Below are 18,356 nucleotides of genomic sequence, written 5' to 3' on the forward strand. Positions count from 1 at the left end.
CCTCCCCCTAGCGGGGGAGGATCATCCGCCACCACCCCCTCGTCATCCTGACGAACGTCAGGATCCAGCGTTACGCATGCTGCGCTGCTTGGCTCTGGATCCTGACTTTCGTCAGGATTACGGAGCGGGGCCGCGAAAAGGTCCGACGGCTACCTCAAGCCCTCAGCCCAACCCGACGCTACACCAACCGCTCGGCATGCCAGGCGACATGATCGCCCATGAACGTCGAGATGAAATTATAGCTGTGATCATAGCCCGGCTGCATCCGAAGCGTCAGCTCGATCCCCGCCGCCTCGCACGCCTCCGCCAGCAATTCCGGCTTCAGCTGCTCAGCAAGGAAGCCATCCGCGTCCCCCTGATCGACCAGGATCTCCGCCACCCGCGCGCCATCCGCGATCAACGCGCACGCGTCGTACGATCGCCACGCCATCCGGTCGGGCCCGAGATACCCGCCAAGCGCCTTCTCGCCCCACGCGCACTGCAACGGCGCCACGATCGGCGCGAACGCCGAGACGCTCCTGAACCGATCCGGATTACGCAGCGCGATCGTCAGCGCGCCGTGGCCGCCCATCGAATGCCCCATGATCCCCTGACGCCCCATATCCGCCATCGGAAACTGCGCTGCGATCAGCGCGGGCAGTTCGTCCTCGACATAGGACCGCATCCGGAAATTGGCCGCCCAGGGCGCCTGCGTCGCATCGACATAGAAGCCAGCCCCCTTGCCGAAGTCATACGCCTCGTCATCGGGCACGTCGTCGCCGCGCGGCGAGGTATCGGGCGCGACCAGGATCACGCCGAGCTCGGCGCAGGCGCGGCGATACTCGCCCTTGTCCATGACGTTGGCATGCGTGCACGTCAGCCCCGACAGGAACCACAGCACCGGCAGCCGCGCACCCTCGGCATGCGGCGGGACGTACACGGCAAACATCATGTCGGTGCCGGTCGCGGTCGAGGCGTGGCGGTACACGCCCTGGACGCCGCCATAGGCCTTGCTGGTGGAGACGGTCTCCATCACGCGACCCGGTGCAGCGCGCAGATCTTGTTGCCCGACGGATCGCGCAGATACGCCAGATACAGCTTCCGCCCGCCGGTCGCCTCGCGCACGCCCGGCGGATCCTCGCAGGCGGTGCCGCCATGCGCGAGGCCGGCGGCGTGCCACGCGTCCGCCGCGTCGGTCGAGGCCGCGGCGAACCCCATCGTGCTGCCATTGCCGTGGCTGGCCGGCTGGCCATCGATCGGCTTGGTCAACAGGAAGCGGCCCCCGGCATGCGCGTAGATCACCCGCCCCCATTCATCGGTAACACCCGCCGGCACGCCGAGCGCGCCGAGTGCCGCGTCGTAGAACGCCTTCGATGCCGCGATATCGTCGGCACCGAGCATGATGTGCGTAAACATGGCCGCTCCTCAGTAGATCACGACGGAGCGGATGCTCTCGCCGGCGTGCATCAGGTCGAAACCCTTGTTGATCTCGTCGAGCGTCAGGCGGTGCGTGATCATCGGGTCGATCTCGATCATGCCGTTCATGTACCAGTCGACGATCTTGGGCGTATCGGTCCGCCCGCGCGCGCCGCCGAACGCGGTGCCGCGCCAGTTGCGCCCGGTGACGAGCTGGAACGGCCGCGTCGAGATTTCCTTGCCCGCCTCGGCCACGCCGATCACGATCGACGTGCCCCAGCCGCGGTGGCACGCCTCGAGCGCCTGGCGCATGACCGTCGTGTTGCCCGTCGCATCGAAGGTGAAGTCCGCGCCGCCGTCGGTCAGCGCGACGATGTGCGGCACGATGTCGCCCACCTCCTTCGGGTTGGCGAAATGCGTCATGCCGAAGCGCCGGCCCCATTCCTCGCGGTCGGGGTTGATGTCGACACCGACGATCATCCCGGCGCCCGCGAGCTTGGCGCCCTGGATCACGTTCAACCCGATCCCGCCAAGCCCGAACACGACGACGGTATCGCCCGGCTGGACCTTGGCCGTGTGCACGACCGCGCCGACCCCCGTTGTCACGCCGCACCCGATATAGCAGCTCGTGTCGAACGGCGCGTCGGTACGGATCTTGGCGACCGCGATCTCGGGCAACACGGTAAAGTTCGAGAAGGTCGAGCAGCCCATGTAATGGAAGATCGGCTGGCCCTTGTAGCTGAACCGCGTCGTCCCGTCGGGCATCAAGCCCTTGCCTTGCGTCGCGCGGATCGCGGTGCACAAATTGGTCTTGCCGCTGAGGCACGACTTACACTGGCGGCATTCGGGCGTGTAGAGCGGGATCACGTGATCGCCGACCGCGACGCTGGTGACGCCCGCACCCACTTCGCGCACGATGCCGGCGCCTTCATGCCCCAGCACGCTCGGAAACAACCCTTCCGAATCAAGCCCGTCGAGCGTGTAGGCGTCGGTATGGCAGATGCCCGTCGCCATGATTTCGACGAGAACTTCGCCGGATTTCGGTCCCTCGAGGTCGAGTTCGACGATCTCGAGCGGTTTTTTTGCCTCGAACGCAACGGCGGCGCGGGTCTTCATCGGTGGGTCTCCTTGATTGCCGCCCTGATGCCTCGCGGCTCGCGCCTTCGCAACCCGCCGCCGATGCAACCAATCGCGCAGTCCCTGGGTTGATCGTTGCAAATCAAGGAGATGCGACGATGAAAGATCCAAAAAAGGGCGACGAGGTCACCTGGAAATCGCACGGCGGCGAGGCGCACGGCACCGTCGAAAAGAAACAGACCAGCGACACGACGATCAAGGGCCACACCGTCAAGGCCTCCAAGGAGGAGCCCCAGTTCATCGTAAAGAGTGACAAGGGGGGCAAGGCAGCGCACAAGGCGGACGCGCTCACCAAGGCGTGACCACGCGCGCAGTGCCAAACGCACGCGCGCAACAGGAAGGAATGCTTATGGCTACAGCTCCCAAGACCGGCGGCATCCACGCCCCCGTTCAGCCCTCCCCCGAGCTCGGCGAGATCGTCGGCAACGACAAGCTGCCGCGCAGCGAAGTGATCAGCAAGGTGTGGGTCTACATCAAGGCCAACAACCTCCAGAACCCTGAGAACAAGCGCGAGATCCTCGCGGACGAGAAGCTGAAGAAGGTCTTCGGGCGTGACAAGTGCACGATGTTCGAGATGAACAAGTACATCTCGCAGCACGTCAAGGCCTAACCGCCAGCACTGCACGGCAAGCGGCGGCGGGGATTCACGCGATACCCGCCGCCCTTGATACCGGGTCGATCCGACCCTGACCAACTCGCGCCCGGCTTAACGTCCGCGCGTTCTCCCCAAGCTTGATCGTCGCCAGCGACCGCGGTATTGCGCGATCCGATGCCCCCGTAGCTCAGCCGGATAGAGCGACGGTTTCCTAAACCGTAGGCCGCGTGTTCAAATCTCGCCGGGGGCACCAGCTTTTCCGCGGATTTCTGCGGAAAACTGGTCCTACGCAAAGCGCGAAACGCGCGACAAGCTACGGTTCGCCCCGACACAGTCGGCGGCACATTATGTTCTCCGCCCGTTCCGCCGTCGTGCCACTGCACGGCGACGCAGAGTCGCGCGTGCTCCACCTCCCAATACTTAGCCTGATGAGGCTCCAGCGCCCGCTCTGACTGGCGCGCCACCACCCCAAAACACGTCCGCGCGGCTGAACACACCGATTCAGCTGGCGCTTTCGTGCGCCCATCGACTTCCCTCCGGGAGCCGACACGATGTCGCTTACCTTCTCTTCCACACCTACGCTGCGGGGCTTCGGCCAGATCGCAGGCACCATCGCTAAAGCTGCGGACGGATCAGTCCGCGATCGCGGACCCGACGCACAGGTTCGCCGCGGCTGCGTCGATGAGGCCGCACCAGCAGCGCAACCGTGGGACCGCAACCGATTCGAGTCGACCGCTGAAAGGATCTCGACCGTCGAGTCCCTGGTGGCGGTAGCGAAAGAGCTGCAGGCGGAACATGCCGCGGAATTTCCGCGGGGCACGAAGCAGAAGCTCAAGCATGAACGTGAGGTGCTGTCAGCTGAGCTGGAGGAACTGATGGGGTGCCCCGACGCCGATCGTCCGAACGGTCGCCCCGCCGCTATCCGGATCGCGCTGGCCGCGATCAAGGCGGACCTCGAGAAGCATTCGCTTGGGATCACCCGCACTGACGTTGCGGTATACGAAGCGGTTTTCAACTTTCTGTGCTTCGCGGGCTCGGGGCGCTGGTTTCCGTCTTGGGCGAAGATTTCGGTCGCGGCACGATGCTCCGAGAAAAGCGTCGGTCGAGCGTTGCGCCGCCTCGGGCATCACGGGCTGCTCGCATGGATCAGCCGCAGCACTACCAAATCACGCCGGAGCGATCCCGCGGTGAAGCAGCGGGTGCAAACGAGCCACGCGTATTTCCTCGATCTCAAGAAACGGATGGCGGAGCGGGTCTACCAGCGCTTCGTCCAGCTGCGCGATCGACGGCGCCTGCGGTTCGGGATCACCAAGGCCGCTGCCAAGCCTGAGCAGGCCGTGCAGCCCGCTCCGTCGAAGGACGTCGCTGAACTCCGCCGCACTATTGCCGGCTTCGGTGCCTCCCTTCTTGCCTCAGACGGACATCTTGGCCGAGTATGAAAGCTTCTAGGTTTATAATGAAAAAAGAACGTCTTCGCTGAACGCGAAGCCGGCGTAGATTTGTTCTCCCCCAAAGCCGAAACGGCATGGCTCAAGGACCCGACCGCCAAGATCCGGCTGTCGGAACGTGGCGGCTTGCGCCGCCCCGGGCTGTCGAGGGGGGAGTGAACGAAAGTCGTTGTTCTTTTCTTGCGTCGCGTATGCGGCGCTGATCAGATGTCGACCAACAGATCCGCCCACTCCTGGAACAGGTCGCGCAGTCGCTGAAGCTGAGCACTGCGATCGTAAGCCGCCTTCACTTTGTCTTTCGGCGTATGTGCCAGAGCCCGTTCGACGACATCGCCATCTGCTCCCTGCGCCTTCTCGTTCATCAGCGTCGAGAACGTAGCGCGCCAACCGTGCGGGACATGCCGCCCCTCGAAACCGGCGCGATCGTACAGCGTGCCGATCGACTTCTCCCCGATCATTCGGCCGGCGCCGCAATCGAAGATCAAACCATGCATATTTGCATCGTCCTGATGCATAATTGCCCGGACCTCGCGCAACAGCGCGACCGCCTGGCGCGACAGCGGCACCGCATGATCGTTCTTCGCATCGAGCTTCTTTGCTGCCGCCAGCTTCATCCGCGCGGCCGGTACCCGCCAAAGCGGCGCAGCCCCGTCGAGATCCTCGATCTCCTCCCAGCGCGCGCCGCGTACCGCGGCGAAACGGACCGCCGTCAGTGCCAGAAATCGCGATGCGAGTTTCACGATCGGCGCGACGTCGACCAGCTCGGCCGCGGCGAGCAGCGCGCGCGCGTCCTCGATCTCGAGCAACGCGGGATGGTGCTGTGCCGGCGCTGGCGGGGTGAGCGCGCGGCTGACGATCGCCGCGGGATCCTGGTCGACCAGGTCCTCTGCCATCGCATAGGCAAATACGGCCGAGATCCGCTGACGCACGCGACCGGTGGTGACCAGGCTGCCGCGCTCCTCGATGACGCGCAGCGCGTTCAGAATCACCGGCACAGTGACGGCGCCGATCGGCATCGCGCCGATCGCCGGGAACACATCACGCTCGAGGCTGGCGAGGACGTCGCCGGCATGCACGTCCGTCCAACGCAGGCGCATGTGGGTGTGCCATTGGCGCGCGACGTGCTCGAAAGCACGAGCCTGACCGGTTTGCGCAAGTTCGCACGTCCGGGGATCCTCGCCGCGGCCGAGCTGCTCGCGCACCTGGTCGCACCGGGCACGGGCGGCGTCGAGCGTCACCTCGGGCACGGCGCCGATCGTCAGCAGCTGCTCCTTCCCGCCGAGGCGGAACTTCATCCGGAATGACTTCCGGCCCGTCGGCGCGACATAGAGGTGCAGGCCGCCCTGGTCGAACAGCTTGTAGGGGGCCGCGCGCGGCCGCGCGGCTTTCACCGCGGCGTTGGTCAGCATAGAATGCTCCAATGGTGGACAGGAAAAAATTAGGACCGCGAATCAAGCGACTGCGCGAACTTTTGAGCGCTGCTACGCCTGGCGATTGGGCGGCAACGGAAGTGGATGGCACGGTCTATATCGACGCAGACGATAGCGGCGATCATCCCATCGCCATGATCATGAGCGGATCGCCGCATAGTCAGGACCGCGCTGACGCCGCGCTAATTTCAGAGATGAAGCGAGCGCTTCCGCTCATCCTCGATGCCTTGAGCTCGGCGGTCGACGACGACAAAGGCGCTACTCGCCTGCATTGAAATGAACGCTTCGCCGCCTGGACCGGCTGGCCCGAAAATAGCCAGTCCACCCGCAATCGGTGCGGAACTCAACACAGATTAGATTGTGAGCGTCCCTCATATGATGGCGACGCGTAGCGAGTCAGCAGTCAGAAGCGCTGATGCAAAAAACGCCTTTATCCCAAGCCGCGAAGCTTTTGAGTATCCTCGAGAGCGGTGTGGTAGAGGCAGAACTATTGGACTTGGAGCTTATCGCTGCGCGTTTGCACGACATCATCGATCTTCTCCGCCCGCTGGACCCTACCAGGGTCAGAAACTGAGCTTGACGGCGGAGGCCCCCTCCGCCGCAGCGACGCTATTCTGCGGGTTATAGCCGCGTCGATACCTCCGATTTAATCAGTCAATACCCCGGCTGCTTTCGCCCAATTGCAGACAGCGGTGCGATCGTTCATCTTCGCGGCCAACTGAGGCCACGAGGTAACGAACAATGAGCTACAAGACGGACCATCGCAGCCGAACGCGGGCGATCGCTGTGTATGGAGCGATCGTTTGCATCGGGGCGGCGCTGGGCTTTCTCGTACGGGCGGGCGTGATCACCGACCACATCCTCTGGTAACAGCTGGCAACGATCATAAGACCGCTTTCCTCCCATACCGGCCAGCCCGCTTCCGCTCAATTCCGGACGCTTCGGTCACAAATCATGACTCCCGATAACGGCCATTCGTTCAGCGCATCTTTCCCGGTTTAAATTTGCCCCATCTGCTCCGAACGGCGACCCTTACCTGCCGCCGTACCGTAAAGGCGCCGTGAAGATTAACTTCAATCAAGTATTATCCGGCAACCTATGGTATGAGTCACAAATTGCTGATCGAGCACGGCCCTTGGCAACTGAGAGACTCAATGCTCCCGCCGATATTACGGGAACTGCGTTTTGATCTCAGAAATTGACCCTCGCGGTTTGTTTGCAAAAAATCTCTTAGCGCATTCGCAGATACAGGTTTTTGACGACGGAGCTTTGGGCCGTTTGAAAGCTCGAACAAGAACCTTCGATTCGGGAAGCTACGTATTCAGGGAAGGCTTGCCAATTTCAGAATATGCATTTGTAATATCGGGGTATTTATTCCGCCAAAAGCAGACATCGGACGGTCACCGGCAAATTGTATCATTAATAATTCCTGGAGACATAGTTAATCCAGAAAACAGATTTGTGAATAATCTGGACCATAACGTGGTTTGTGCGGAAAAATCTAGCATCGGGTATGTGCAAAAATCCGAGTTTGATTCATTAATGGACTCCCATTCATACATTCGGCTGGCCTTAGATTTAATCACTACTGCAGAATCACGCCAATTACGGGAGTGGCTATTAAATATAGGCGGGCGTTCCGCAAGAACTCGTGTAGCTCATTTCTTGAACGAATTTGCTGCTAGAACGAGGCTACGCGGCTTGAATGATGGTTTGCGGTTTTACCTGCCCATCTCGCAGGAGCAGATTGGGGACGCCGTCGGAATTACACCTGTTCACGTTAACAGGGCTATCAGGTCTCTAGTTGAAAGCGAGTTAATCAATCACAAAAACAGAGAATACAAAATAGTTAATCTAGACGGATTTAGGCAAGCTGGTCAATTCTCAGAACAATTTCTTACAGTCAATGATTTTTTTGAATAATTATTGCTGCGTGGATACCTCGACATATAACGTTAAATGCTAAGCGGTTCCATGTCGGCTATTATCGCCTTACCTCTCCATCCCTGATACCGTAAGCAGACAGTTTGCGTTCCTTTCCTTACTGGCCATTCCCGACCATGTATTTGCGTCCGTTCCCATTGGCTGTAGAAGGGCCGCATGCGGGCTCGCCATACCGATCGGTACGCTGTTTACATCTGGCTACCTGCCTTAATTGGCGCCAGTCATTTGTCGCTGTGGTGGGATGATCCAACGCCCAGCACAGTAATGCTGCTGGGAGGCAGCTTCTGGCTGCTGTGTGGGATCGCCGCACTTATCCAACGGATGCGTAAAGCTGAGACTGAACGCTAAAACGTCAATATGCGTCAGTTTTCATCCAAAGCAGCCTGACAGCTTTCCTTTCCCAACCGGCACTTTTTATGAGGCGACATCCGGTCGGGTTTACCGCGTGATCGGACAGTCTCAGCTACACGGGGCGAGGAAAGTAAACAATGACGGCTGGGATAGCATAAATCTTGATATAGTTTAAGTCATCGTCATGCCACGAGTCGCCCTCTCGCCCGTTCAGCGCCTGCGCGAAGACCTGGAGGATGCCTTGGCGCAGGCAGATGCCTTAGACCTATCACTGGTAGCTATCCAGATCGCGGAGGCGCTCGAGATGCTCGGGCCTTGTGAGGACGGCAAAGCCCGGCTGCTCGGTTAGCACGAACGAGGGCGGGGCAAACGTTCAACAGTGCATCGCTTGGTCTTAAACGAACGACTATGCTCCAAAGCGGACGGTCCGCAATCCTGCCCATTCCGACCACTCCGCTTCCGCTCATCTTCGCGCGGAACATGTTCTATACCGCCGCCAGTCTCGGACGATGCATAGGTTAGACATTCTGTCCCAAACATAGGATAGGTGCGCCGTACGACACAGCGTAAGAATCTTCCTTCATGAACGAACAACCGGCGCACCCTGCGGACGTCCTTAAATCACGCATGGAGACGTTACTGGCATTGCTAGATCATTATGATTTTCCACTGCCTGCTGCGTGGCTGGCAAAGGCGATCGAGGCGATGCCAAACGGCGACAATCACTAATGTCCGATATTCGCGAAACCCGGACTATATGGATGACGCGACGAACTGATCGGAAGCGGCCGGTCCGCTTTCCTCCCCAAACCGGACATTGCCGCGGCGAAGGAACTCTGCGCTGCATTGACGCGTCTCCGCGGGTTTGAGCGCCCTCGACACCCCCGATCTGACCAGTCGATACCCCGGCTGCGTTCGCCGAAAAGCGTCCAGAATGACCGCTCCGGAGGGCCTCTTGACAACAGNCCTTGCCTTCGCTCGGGCCGCCGATGACGAGCCGGTGCCGCGGCGAAGGAACTCTGCGCTGCATTGACGCTTCTCCGCGGGTTTGAGCGCCCTCGACACCCCCGATCTGACCAGTCGATACCCCGGCTGCGTTCGCCGAAAAGCGTCCAGAATGACCGCTCCGGAGGGCCTCTTGACAACAGACTGACGGCAATGCTGAAATTTGGGAGTAAGGAGGTTACTATGTTCGACGACCAGGACCGCGCCTACTTTGCTCGACGTGCCGCGATGGAACGCATATCGGCTTCCGAAGCATCAGACCCGGCGATACGCAAAATCCACGCAGATATGGCGGAAGAGTATCAGCGTAGGTCGGAGGGAGCTGAACCCCGAAGTTTGGTTCCTCTCTCCGCCGATAAGCCACTTTTTACGGACGGCAGCTAGCCACCAAAATCAGACATTGTCGCGGCGGAGAAACCCTCCGCCGCAATGACGCATAGCCGACGCCGCCCCACAGGATCGCGAGCCGGTGGAGCGCGAGGAAGGTCACGCCATAGCCGGCNTGGTTCCTCTCTCCGCCGATAAGCCACTTTTTACGGACGGCAGCTAGCCACCAAAATCAGACATTGTCGCGGCGGAGAAACCCTCCGCCGCAATGACGCTTTCTCGCAGGTTTCAGCGGGGCATGTACCCCACTTTTGGGTAGGCGATACCCCGGCGCAGACGCCGCAATAGCTACTCGAAAGCACGAAGATCAGCGCGCCTTGCCAGCGCGACGATGACGCGGATCCGCATCACGACGTTGCGACCTTGCACCGGCCGCGATCAACGTTGCCGATCCGGTGCGCGATCCAGCCCTTATAGAAGACCTTCAGCTTCGGATTCACGCGGACCAGGCGCGCATATTCCGCGGCCTGCGCGCGATCGAGATTGACCAGCGTTGCGACGCACAGGTTGCTGGCGCCGAGCTTGCCCTGGCACGCGCGGTACGCCGCGATCGTCCCGGGCCCGACGCGGCCGTCAGTCACCAGCTTGGTACCGCACAGTGCGTTGGTCGATTGCTGGAACCACGTCGACGGGCGCGCCGGCCCCATGTTCACGGTCGTGTCGAACAGCTCGGCCGTCACCGCGGCGTCGATCGGCACCAGGGCGGCATAGCCGGGCTGCACCAGGTACCGCTTGTAATAGATGCTTTCCGCCACGTCGCGCGGCAGCGTCCGCATCGGCCCGGTGTAGCCGTTCTGCACGGCGACGGCCTTCGTGATCCCCATGTGCGTCTCGCCGCCTGGGTCGGCCGGGTGATTCACATAGCCGCCCTCGATCGTGATCACGCTGGCGATCATGGCGAGCGCGATCGCCGCGATCCCGCCGGCCGCCTTCGGCGCGACCTTGCCGGTGATCGACTTCCACAGGCTCTTGCGCTCACCGGCCGGCTTCTGCGGGATCAGGCGCACGAAGATCGTCGCGACGAACAGCAGCGTCGGAATCACGCGCGCAACCGACTCAGGAAATACCGCACGAATGTCGTCGGGCAGTCCGTTCCAGATCTGGAGCAGCGTGTCGGGGGCGGCCGCGGCAAAGGCGGTGAGGATGGCGCCGAGCGCGGACATGCGCACGGACCACAGCGGCCAGGCGCGCGACCATAGGTCACGCACCCGACGCATGGCGTCGAGTTTCATCGGTATCTCCTGTGAGGGGGGGCGGCCGGCCGCCGGCGGGATCAGGTGCGGGCGGGTGAGCCCAGCGCCGGCGCGGCGCGCGGCCGACGTCGGATATGAACGATCAGCCGGCAGGCGGGCGGGATTCCTTGGATCGCGGCGCCCGCCAGGATCATGAGCATAGGACCGTCGATCATCGCGCGGCCATCTTCGGCGCCGGCGCCATCATCTCGAGCTTGGTCTCGATCCGGATCGTGCGGCCGTCGATCTTGGTCAGCAGATCGGTCTTGGCCTGGTTGGCGGCCTCGAGCACTTCGATACGACGGGTGTTGGTATCGATCTGCGCGGAGCGGTTGCCGTCAGCGCGGAACATGCCGCCGACGACCGCAAGCGGGGCAACCACTGCGCAGCACACCATGATGATGTCCTTCAGCGCCAGGCGCTGTTGTGGGGCGTCGCTCACGCGAGCCGCCGTCCCGCGACGCCAAGGCCCGCGAGGATGTAATTCTTCATGATGCGAGCCTTTGCTTAGACGGGGGGCGGCAGGCGAGGGCCTACTCGGTGGGGGACCGTTCAGGCTCCGGAGCTGCGGCGCGGGCTGCTTCGCTCGGTGTGATCGGCGCCGGTTGATGCCAAGATCCGCAATACGCAGCGCGCAAAATACGGCCATCTTCGCCTCGGCCGAGGCGGGAAACAGCGGTGTGAACGGGATCAGCGTGCGGCGATCGCGGATCCGTCGTTTCCAATCGAGGCAAGCCGTCGACCAGATCGGAACGGTCAATTGATCGTCCGCGTTGGCGCGCCGATCGCGCCGAACTTACGGCCGGCCGCCGCGGCACGATCCTGCGCCTGCGCCTTCTTGCCCTTGGCCGGCGCGCCCGCCTCGTTGATCGTCTTGAGCGAGCTGGCGAGGTTCTTGAGGATCTGCGATCGCGCCGGCAGCGACACCGCCTTCATCATCGCGTTGCGCCGGTTCTCGTCCTCGTCATTGGCGGTCATGATCTCGATCGCCTCCTCGAGTTCGCCCTGGTAGCTCGTCATCGCGTCGAGCTCGTCGAGCATGCGGGCGGCCAGCTGGCGGCCGTTCTCGGCGATCGTGGCGGCATCGATCGGCTCGGACGGCTCGACCGGCACTGCCTGCGCGGCGCGCGGCGCGGGAAGCAAAGTGCGCACCGGTTCGCGCTTGCGGACCGGCCGTTCCCAGCCTTTGGCCTTCGCGCGCTTACGAATAGCCGCTTCCGATATCGCGTAACGGTCAGCTATTTCCCGGATCGAGTCGTCGCTCGACAAGTATTCGCGCTCGATTTGCGCCCACTCGTCAGGTGTTTTGCGGGTCGCCATCGCTCAGCCCCCCGCCCCGAAAGTACGCACCCAGGATCGCCCAGGAGGAAAAAATCTCCGCGTGGGAGCCATAGGGGTCCAGCGGGTCGGCCCCCGTTAGGGATCGACCCACCCCCCTGCCCCGCGCGATCAGGCTAGGAGCGCTGCGCGTTCCGCCCGCTGCTTGCGACTGTCGTGGCACGGCTTGCAGAGCGTCTGCAGGTTGGCGAACAGCCAGAAGAGACGCTCGTCGCCGCGGTGCGGTTCGCAATGGTCCGCCACCAGGCGCGACGTGTCGGCCGAGGTGAAACCGCAGCCAGGCCATTGGCAGGTGTAAAGGTCGCGAGTGAACACGAGCACGCGCAGCGCACGCCAGCGCGCCGACTTGTACCACTTGTGCCAGGGCTTGAAGAGGCGGCGGTCGGCGTCGGCGCTGCGCTCGACGCGCGCAAGGGAGCCCATCGTCGGCTTGAGCCTGGTGAGCGTGCTGCCGACGGCCTTGAGCTTCCCCACGGTGGTTACGCGGATGCCAAGTCGATGGTGACCGGATGCCACGGCGCGTCGTGCGCTGGCCGGTCGTAGAAGCGGACGTAGGTGCGCGAGCCGATGACGCGGATCGAGTCCTTGATCGCCTCCATGGCGCGCAGCCAGCGCGGGTCGGTGAAGTCGAGCCGGAGCAGGCGGAACAGCTCAGCGCGGTTGATCCGGCCTTCCTTGTCGACCTGGAAGACGCCGTTGACGATCGCCTGCAGCTCGACCGGCGAGCCGCCTGCCCAGCCCATGAGGCACTCGTCGATCAGCACCTTCGCGGCCTGCAGCTCGGGGCCGAACTCAAGCAGGTCCGCGACCTGCACCTGGGCGCGCTCGCGGCCGTCGAAGGTGAGCAGCGTGATGTTGCCCTTCTTCCCGCCGACGGTCGTGCCGTACTCCTGCGCGAGCAGCGCCTGGAACGCGCCGACGCGCTCGAACGTCCGCGCCTTGAACGCGGCAATGAGGGCGGACAGTTCGCGCGCGTCCGTCAGGATCGCACGCACCGTCTCGTCCATGAGCAGGTCGACCGGCTTGACCGCGGCGAGCGGGACCAGGCTGCCCTTGGCGTCACGAAGATACGGTGTGCCGGCGACGTCGACCGCGGCGGGGTGCTTGGCGGTGCTCATGCTGGTGCGCCCTGGTTGCCGGGTGGCGCGACGCGCGCGGCGATCGTCGCGACCGGGAGGATGCTGAGGATCTCGCGCAATAGGCTTACCGGGACGCCGACCAGGGCATGATCCGGATGACCGGCGTCGACCGCGCGCTGAATCGCTTCGCGAGGGATTGCCATCACCAGCCGGCCTTCGTGCCATCGGCACTGACATAGAGGGGGGGACGGGCAGCGCGGGTGACGCTGCCCCGGAAGGCGGCGAGCAGGTCGCGGGCGATGCCCCGCGCCTGCTCCTCAAGGACGTTGTAATCGTCCGAAGATACAACGCCCAGCCGCACTCGTTGGGTCAGCTCATCGAACCGCGGTGTGATGCGTTCGAGCTGATCGGCCAGGTTCGAGTTCGACTGGGCGGCCACTGCACCGGATCGGGGAACATCGTGACGCATATCAGATCTCCCTTCACGTAGGACGCACGCACAAAGGGGGGCGGGCCGCGTCCAGCGGATACAGCTGTGGCGGGGTCGATTTGCGAGTTACGTGACCGTTTGGGGAGGTGACCTTGTGGGAAGTTCCCCAAAGGTCACCCCCAAACTTTGGCCATGCCCTCCATCAGATAGGGGAGCTTTTTGGTTTGAACTGGACACGTCGAGCGACTTACAGGTTCGGTCCACTAAATCGCCATTGTACGTTTATCACACGATGTTAGGTCCGCGCCGGATTTATTAACATTTGGTAACGTGTCATATTAACAACGCGCGAATCGGGAATGTATTTAATCCTGCTAGTTCGTGCCAGTTGCCGACGATCTGCTAATAGAGCGCGCGCAGAATGCCTGCGTCGCGGGGGCGATGGCTGCTAATCTTCTAGCCACCCTTGGCAATGAATTGGAGGGACGAAATGCAATATTCTGCAATCCCACATTTGACCGTTCGCGAAGAAGAAGTGTTCCGGCTTGTCGCTAGAGGGCGCTCGGCCAAAGAGGTCGCTCAAGAGCTTAGCATCGCGCCGTGTACCGTCGAGCGCCACATCGAAAATGTGCGACTTAAGACACGGACTCGGAACAGGGGTCATATGATCGCGGTCGTTATGCGAGATAACTGGCTAGCAGCGCTTCCAGCTGTCTAACGCCGAGACCAGGAGCGATCGGGCCCGTCGGTTGGAAAGCCGCCAGTCCCGCGCGGCCGTCGTCAGCGCCATGTCGTCCACGATGATCGCGAGCAGCATCGCACCGTGCGGAGCGACCGCCTCACGCCAACGGGCGTATGCGCGCTCACGAATCACGGCAGCGATAGGCGCGTGCGAAGCGCTGTGCGGACCGCCGCCCGAGCTGCGCGGCTCCAAGTTCGCAGTGCGCACCGCAACCTCGGCCGTGATGGAATGGTACGCCTCGGCGATCTGATCCGCCGCGGCAAGCTGGTGCGCGTCGATCGCACCGGTTCCGACGAGGCGGGCGAGCGCCCCCTCACGTCGCGCTTGCGCAGCAGCGTGTTCGTGCGTCTCAGCCGTGCCGTTCGTCTTGTGCGACCAGCGCTCGCGCAGCTGCACGCGCTCCTCGATGCCAGGCACGAGCGTCACCGTCGCCGCCGCCTTGCCCTTCTTGCGCCGGTTGGCGCCCTTGGGTTTCGGACGCGGCTCGCCAAGCACCAGGTGCGCGACGCGCTGTTGCTCGCGTTCGGTTGTGAGAGCAGGCGCTGCCTGGTCAGTAGGTAGGTGTGGCATGGAGATCCCCGGCGTCGACGTCAGGGATATGCTCGAGGATCGCCACGAGCGGGAGATGACCTTGTGGTAACGGCCGCACGCGATCGGCGTTCGCGAAATCCTCGTTCACGACGACGCCGAGCTGACGCATCCGATCAAGCAACTGCCGCTCGAGCAACCCGGGCACGGTGATCGCCCGTTGCGCGCCAGCTGCGCGCTCGATCATCTTCTCGAATGCCAGCTTCTTCACCAAGGCCTTTGCCCGGGTGTCACTAACGTCGAGCGCGAGCGCGATCTCACGCATTGCGCGACTGCGGCCGTGCTCGAGGATGTACTCGGATATGAAATCGAGCGCCTGCTGCTTACGGCTTGCTGGCGCTGGTAGTACCTCTGAATATGCCCCCATTGTTCCCCCAAATCCCCTAGGAAAACATAGTGAGAATCACGATTCAGCGCTAGCTCCATGACGGGCACTACATATTAGAACGCAACCTGAAGGATCCACGCAGCCAGACGACGGGCGTGATGGTCAAATGTTGGACCCTATATTCGACCATTGGTTGTCGACAGTCTCATCGGCAGCTGCAAGTCTCAGCGATGAGGCGGAATGAGCGAGGATCAGTCCAGGACCTAATTGAGGGCTTGTGGGGCTTGCGTTCCTTAGCGATCCAGCTGGACCTGAAGGTCGTTGGGGCGCTCATAAAGGCCGCTATCGGAGTCATCCCGACCACTCTGCATTAGCCAGGCGCAATGCGGCGCGTACTAAGCCCCATGGCTCGTGCTCTCACGTAGACCGACGCCGGGGTACGACCAAGCAAGTCGGCAATTTCCGCGATATGCTTCGTGGCAACCCATCGGGCTATGACTTGCTCGTCGCCTTCCGACCACGGACATCCACTGTTTGGGTAGGCGGTCTTCGTCACGCGGTGGCTTCCCTATGTTATGCGGCGGAGGCCCCCTCCGCCGCAGCCAATCACACCCCGCAGAAACCTGCGGTTTGCGAGGAGGCTATGCCACGATGTACCCCAACGATACCCCTGGCAGGCAGCGCTCGACAGCTAGCGCAATCAAAGATGGATCGTGCCTCCGTGCTCGTCCGCTTCCGCCCACATTCGGTCGTTCGGCGCGGGCTTCAGGCTTACCGATTGCCGCCGTTCGTTCAGCAAGGCATCATATCGAAATGACGATCACCCCAGCCGTCCTTGCTCAGTTAACGCTGGCCGACGTCCGCGCGGTAGTCTTCTACAAACGGGATGAAATTACGACCGATTTGCTATGCTGCGATGTCGAGGTCGCGGGGCATGTTTGGTCGTTCCATGAGGAAGCGGCTGGCTGGCCAGACCTGATCGCGCATCTATCCGCACTGCCGGGCTTCCGTGCCGACTGGTATGAAGCCGTGGTCAGCCCGCCGTTCGCTACATCCGACACGATTGCGTTCGACAGGCGGTGATCGCCCACTTGAGAACGTTCGCGAACGCTCTTGCCCGGCCTACTAGCGGCCGTCAGGATGCGGCGATGACGAGAATTAAACGGCTGCTTCGATCTTCTGCGCTCGTTTTGTCAGCTGTAGCGGCACTAATTTCCGCCCCTGCGCAGGCGGCTCCCCAAATTCCGCTAGCCGCAGGTAGCTACAAGCAGTTGAGTTTGGTTATGGCTGCGGCAGGCAAGTGCGGATTTCGAAGCTTCCGGATCGGAGAAAGTGCTTGGCCGTACAAGTATCTCTACACAGCCGATGACCTCGGATCATACCCTTGTGTTCAAGCTTGGCTCAAAAATTCGGCGCGACGTCTCGGCCTCAAGCCCCGGTATCCAGAAGATGCTTACCAGCGATAAAGCGCAGCGACGTCGGCTTAACAGCATCAGTCACCGAAAGCAGCCCTTCCGCTTTCCTTCCCCTTGCAGACATTCGCCAGAGAAGCCTAGCGTTAGGCATGACAGCGCCTATCGACCGCAACGGGACTTTCATCGGTCCTGTAATCGCAGGAATAATCCTGATCGTCCTCTTTGGCGGCTATGTGCTCTTCGCGTGGCTGGCAGGCGACGTTTGACGTCCGTTTTCCACCATCTGCGATCCAAAGCGGACAGTCTGCTTTCCTTCCCAAACCAGACATTGGGGCGGAGGATATACCCTCCGCCGCAGCCTTTCCGAACCCGCGGAAAGACGACGTTTTTCGCCACCCTGTTCGACGTTGTACCCCGCCGATACCCCGGTACAAAACGCCCAATAGCGGATGCCCGCTGCCTCTAGAGCGTTCCTAACAGCGGCCGTTCATTCAGGTGAATTTGACGATGACTTCGCTGTTCGCTGGGAGCCCGTGTATATCTTTGAAGGCGGTCAGTGCCTCTCGGATTACCTCGTCTGTTTCTTGTCTAGTTTGATCTCCAAATTGCCCTCTCCGCGGATCGACGAAGTGCACGGTAGGATTCATCGCGGACGGGTGATCGTGCCGCCACTGACGCTCCCGATCAGAGAACCAACTCGTCGAAAATCCAACTTCGGCGCCATCCGTACGAACGATTTTAAATCGGCGATTGCCGTCGGAGCCACCCCCGTTCGTGAAAAGCTCCAGCCCTCGGTCAATATCGATAGTTCGGAGTTCGGCAGGATCAGCTAGAAAGGCCATGCGGTCGCCCTCAACGGTCAACGAAACAGTCCCAAATATTAGGTCGTTTTCGTTAACGATCACCCCCGAAGGCGCCCGTCCGCTTCCCTTCCCGAACCAGACGTTCCAGCCGAGCCTTAGGTAAGCTGAAACCGCGCCGTACATGGCGATGTCTCATTCGCAGAGGCAGGTTGAGCGTTACCACAACTTGCCGCGAGGGTCCGAAAACGCCCAGGCGCAGTCACTCGTCTCGTTGATTGCCGAGTGTACCTAGCCAGTCACCGCCGAGCGACAGCATAGCCATCCCGACGAACGGTGCGGGCAGCACCATCGTGACCCATGCCCAGATGAATACGACAGGAATGCCGATGTTGCGATTGTGGATAGCGGCTGCCTTGGCGTCTTCCAACTCGAACCCGATCCATAACGCCGCAGATAAGCCGACAAGCCAGCACAGCGCCACTCTGCGCTTGAGATGGGTTCGATCGTGGGGGATCAGCCACCGCACTGCCACGAGAATTGCCGCAAAGACCGCACCCCCGATGAGAACGGGAACGACCAAAAGCTTAAGGCGAAGCTCCAACCATCCTTCCATCGGCGTCAGGATGGTGGTCCGCCGCGGACTAGTCAACGACCGCTTGTGTTTCCAAACTGGCCATTCCGCTTACGCCCAAAGTCGGACGATCCGGTA

Annotated in this window: 24 protein-coding genes and 1 tRNA gene; 9 read left to right on the forward strand and 16 right to left on the reverse strand. The window is 61.9% G+C overall.

Translation table 11 applies throughout. The features are described from left to right. Positions 1-178: 178 nt before the first annotated feature. Genes fghA through ASE79_RS02295 form a run of 3 tightly spaced genes read right to left on the reverse strand, consistent with a single transcriptional unit; the run spans position 179 to position 2,511 of the window. Positions 179-1,012: an S-formylglutathione hydrolase gene (gene fghA / locus ASE79_RS02285; protein ID WP_056411375.1), complete on the reverse strand. Its 834-nt coding sequence runs from the start codon at positions 1,010-1,012 to the stop codon at positions 179-181. Next, the gene (locus ASE79_RS02290; RefSeq protein WP_056411377.1) at positions 1,012-1,395 is read right to left on the reverse strand and encodes a VOC family protein; all 384 of its coding nucleotides are present in this window, start codon (positions 1,393-1,395) and stop codon (positions 1,012-1,014) included. The genes fghA and ASE79_RS02290 overlap by 1 nt, the downstream gene beginning before the upstream one ends. A 9-nt stretch (positions 1,396-1,404) precedes the next feature. Continuing rightward, positions 1,405-2,511, reverse strand: a complete 1,107-nt coding sequence (locus ASE79_RS02295) for an S-(hydroxymethyl)glutathione dehydrogenase/class III alcohol dehydrogenase (RefSeq protein ID WP_056411378.1) — start codon at positions 2,509-2,511, stop codon at positions 1,405-1,407. Positions 2,512-2,630: 119 nt separating this feature from the next. Between ASE79_RS02295 and ASE79_RS02300 the strand changes: the two genes are divergently transcribed. From ASE79_RS02300 to ASE79_RS02315, 4 genes are all read left to right on the forward strand, one after another. After that, positions 2,631-2,834 (forward strand): DUF2945 domain-containing protein, encoded by a 204-nt coding sequence (locus ASE79_RS02300; RefSeq protein WP_056411381.1) that lies wholly within the window; start codon positions 2,631-2,633, stop codon positions 2,832-2,834. Between the two features lie 47 nt (positions 2,835-2,881). Continuing rightward, positions 2,882-3,142, forward strand: a complete 261-nt coding sequence (locus ASE79_RS02305) for an SWIB/MDM2 domain-containing protein (RefSeq protein ID WP_056411383.1) — start codon at positions 2,882-2,884, stop codon at positions 3,140-3,142. 161 nt (positions 3,143-3,303) lie between these two features. Beyond that, positions 3,304-3,380: transfer RNA gene (locus tag ASE79_RS02310), tRNA-Arg, on the forward strand. A gap of 298 nt (positions 3,381-3,678) precedes the next feature. Then, entirely contained in the window at positions 3,679-4,566 is an 888-nt protein-coding gene (locus tag ASE79_RS02315) for a hypothetical protein (RefSeq protein ID WP_107958248.1), read from the forward strand. 212 nt (positions 4,567-4,778) lie between these two features. On the opposite strand, the gene ASE79_RS02320 is transcribed toward ASE79_RS02315, so the two are convergent. After that, positions 4,779-5,984, reverse strand: a complete 1,206-nt coding sequence (locus ASE79_RS02320) for a tyrosine-type recombinase/integrase (RefSeq protein WP_056411387.1) — start codon at positions 5,982-5,984, stop codon at positions 4,779-4,781. 11 nt (positions 5,985-5,995) lie between these two features. On the opposite strand from ASE79_RS02320, the gene ASE79_RS02325 reads away from it, so the two are divergent. The 3 genes from ASE79_RS02325 to ASE79_RS20670 all read left to right on the forward strand — a co-directional run bounded on the left by ASE79_RS02325 (position 5,996) and on the right by ASE79_RS20670 (position 9,029). Continuing rightward, entirely contained in the window at positions 5,996-6,280 is a 285-nt protein-coding gene (locus ASE79_RS02325; protein WP_146168821.1) for a hypothetical protein, read from the forward strand. A 910-nt stretch (positions 6,281-7,190) separates the two neighbouring features. Beyond that, positions 7,191-7,928, forward strand: a complete 738-nt coding sequence (locus ASE79_RS20120) for a Crp/Fnr family transcriptional regulator (RefSeq protein WP_082445010.1) — start codon at positions 7,191-7,193, stop codon at positions 7,926-7,928. Positions 7,929-8,882: 954 nt separating this feature from the next. After that, a complete protein-coding gene (locus ASE79_RS20670) occupies positions 8,883-9,029 on the forward strand; it encodes a hypothetical protein (protein ID WP_156359487.1) in 147 nt (48 codons plus the stop codon). Between the two features lie 1,010 nt (positions 9,030-10,039). On the opposite strand, the gene ASE79_RS21530 is transcribed toward ASE79_RS20670, so the two are convergent. The 8 genes from ASE79_RS21530 to ASE79_RS02355 all read right to left on the reverse strand — a co-directional run bounded on the left by ASE79_RS21530 (position 10,040) and on the right by ASE79_RS02355 (position 13,810). After that, a complete protein-coding gene (locus ASE79_RS21530; RefSeq protein WP_235516719.1) occupies positions 10,040-10,924 on the reverse strand; it encodes a glycoside hydrolase family 108 protein in 885 nt (294 codons plus the stop codon). Positions 10,925-10,965: 41 nt separating this feature from the next. Then, the gene (locus ASE79_RS21850) at positions 10,966-11,100 is read right to left on the reverse strand and encodes a hypothetical protein (protein ID WP_268796141.1); all 135 of its coding nucleotides are present in this window, start codon (positions 11,098-11,100) and stop codon (positions 10,966-10,968) included. Then, complete coding sequence (locus tag ASE79_RS20680) at positions 11,097-11,366, reverse strand: hypothetical protein (RefSeq protein ID WP_056411391.1); 270 nt, start codon at positions 11,364-11,366, stop codon at positions 11,097-11,099. The genes ASE79_RS21850 and ASE79_RS20680 overlap by 4 nt, the downstream gene beginning before the upstream one ends. A gap of 314 nt (positions 11,367-11,680) precedes the next feature. Continuing rightward, positions 11,681-12,244, reverse strand: a complete 564-nt coding sequence (locus tag ASE79_RS21535; RefSeq protein WP_235516720.1) for a hypothetical protein — start codon at positions 12,242-12,244, stop codon at positions 11,681-11,683. Positions 12,245-12,373: 129 nt separating this feature from the next. After that, positions 12,374-12,736 carry an HNH endonuclease gene (locus ASE79_RS02345; protein WP_056411393.1) on the reverse strand — a complete coding sequence of 121 codons (363 nt, stop codon included), beginning with the start codon at positions 12,734-12,736 and terminating at the stop codon, positions 12,374-12,376. A 5-nt stretch (positions 12,737-12,741) separates the two neighbouring features. Then, the gene (locus tag ASE79_RS02350) at positions 12,742-13,380 is read right to left on the reverse strand and encodes a DUF3164 family protein (RefSeq protein ID WP_056411395.1); all 639 of its coding nucleotides are present in this window, start codon (positions 13,378-13,380) and stop codon (positions 12,742-12,744) included. Next, positions 13,377-13,544 carry a hypothetical protein gene (locus tag ASE79_RS20685; RefSeq protein WP_156359489.1) on the reverse strand — a complete coding sequence of 56 codons (168 nt, stop codon included), beginning with the start codon at positions 13,542-13,544 and terminating at the stop codon, positions 13,377-13,379. The genes ASE79_RS02350 and ASE79_RS20685 overlap by 4 nt, the downstream gene beginning before the upstream one ends. Beyond that, the gene (locus ASE79_RS02355; RefSeq protein WP_156359490.1) at positions 13,544-13,810 is read right to left on the reverse strand and encodes a hypothetical protein; all 267 of its coding nucleotides are present in this window, start codon (positions 13,808-13,810) and stop codon (positions 13,544-13,546) included. Before ASE79_RS02355 ends, ASE79_RS20685 begins: the two co-directional genes overlap by 1 nt. 451 nt (positions 13,811-14,261) lie before the next feature. Here ASE79_RS02355 and ASE79_RS20130 point away from each other — a divergent pair, with 451 nt between their 5' ends. Beyond that, a complete protein-coding gene (locus ASE79_RS20130; protein WP_082445104.1) occupies positions 14,262-14,489 on the forward strand; it encodes a response regulator transcription factor in 228 nt (75 codons plus the stop codon). Here the strand turns inward: ASE79_RS20130 and ASE79_RS02360 are convergent. Both ASE79_RS02360 and ASE79_RS02365 read right to left on the reverse strand, forming a co-directional pair. Beyond that, positions 14,466-15,083, reverse strand: coding sequence for a hypothetical protein (locus ASE79_RS02360; RefSeq protein WP_156359491.1), 618 nt, complete (start codon positions 15,081-15,083; stop codon positions 14,466-14,468). The genes ASE79_RS20130 and ASE79_RS02360 overlap by 24 nt on opposite strands. After that, positions 15,064-15,366, reverse strand: coding sequence for a hypothetical protein (locus ASE79_RS02365; protein WP_156359492.1), 303 nt, complete (start codon positions 15,364-15,366; stop codon positions 15,064-15,066). The genes ASE79_RS02360 and ASE79_RS02365 overlap by 20 nt, the downstream gene beginning before the upstream one ends. Before the next feature lie 876 nt (positions 15,367-16,242). On the opposite strand from ASE79_RS02365, the gene ASE79_RS02370 reads away from it, so the two are divergent. Then, complete coding sequence (locus tag ASE79_RS02370) at positions 16,243-16,512, forward strand: hypothetical protein (RefSeq protein WP_056411402.1); 270 nt, start codon at positions 16,243-16,245, stop codon at positions 16,510-16,512. A gap of 823 nt (positions 16,513-17,335) precedes the next feature. Here ASE79_RS02370 and ASE79_RS02375 read toward each other — a convergent pair. Next, positions 17,336-17,830, reverse strand: a complete 495-nt coding sequence (locus ASE79_RS02375; RefSeq protein ID WP_056411404.1) for a hypothetical protein — start codon at positions 17,828-17,830, stop codon at positions 17,336-17,338. A 76-nt stretch (positions 17,831-17,906) separates the two neighbouring features. Then, a complete protein-coding gene (locus tag ASE79_RS02380; RefSeq protein WP_056411406.1) occupies positions 17,907-18,260 on the reverse strand; it encodes a hypothetical protein in 354 nt (117 codons plus the stop codon). Between the last annotated feature and the right edge of the window lie 96 nt (positions 18,261-18,356).

The organism is Sphingomonas sp. Leaf28, from assembly GCF_001421685.1.
Classification (GTDB): domain Bacteria; phylum Pseudomonadota; class Alphaproteobacteria; order Sphingomonadales; family Sphingomonadaceae; genus Sphingomonas; species Sphingomonas aurantiaca.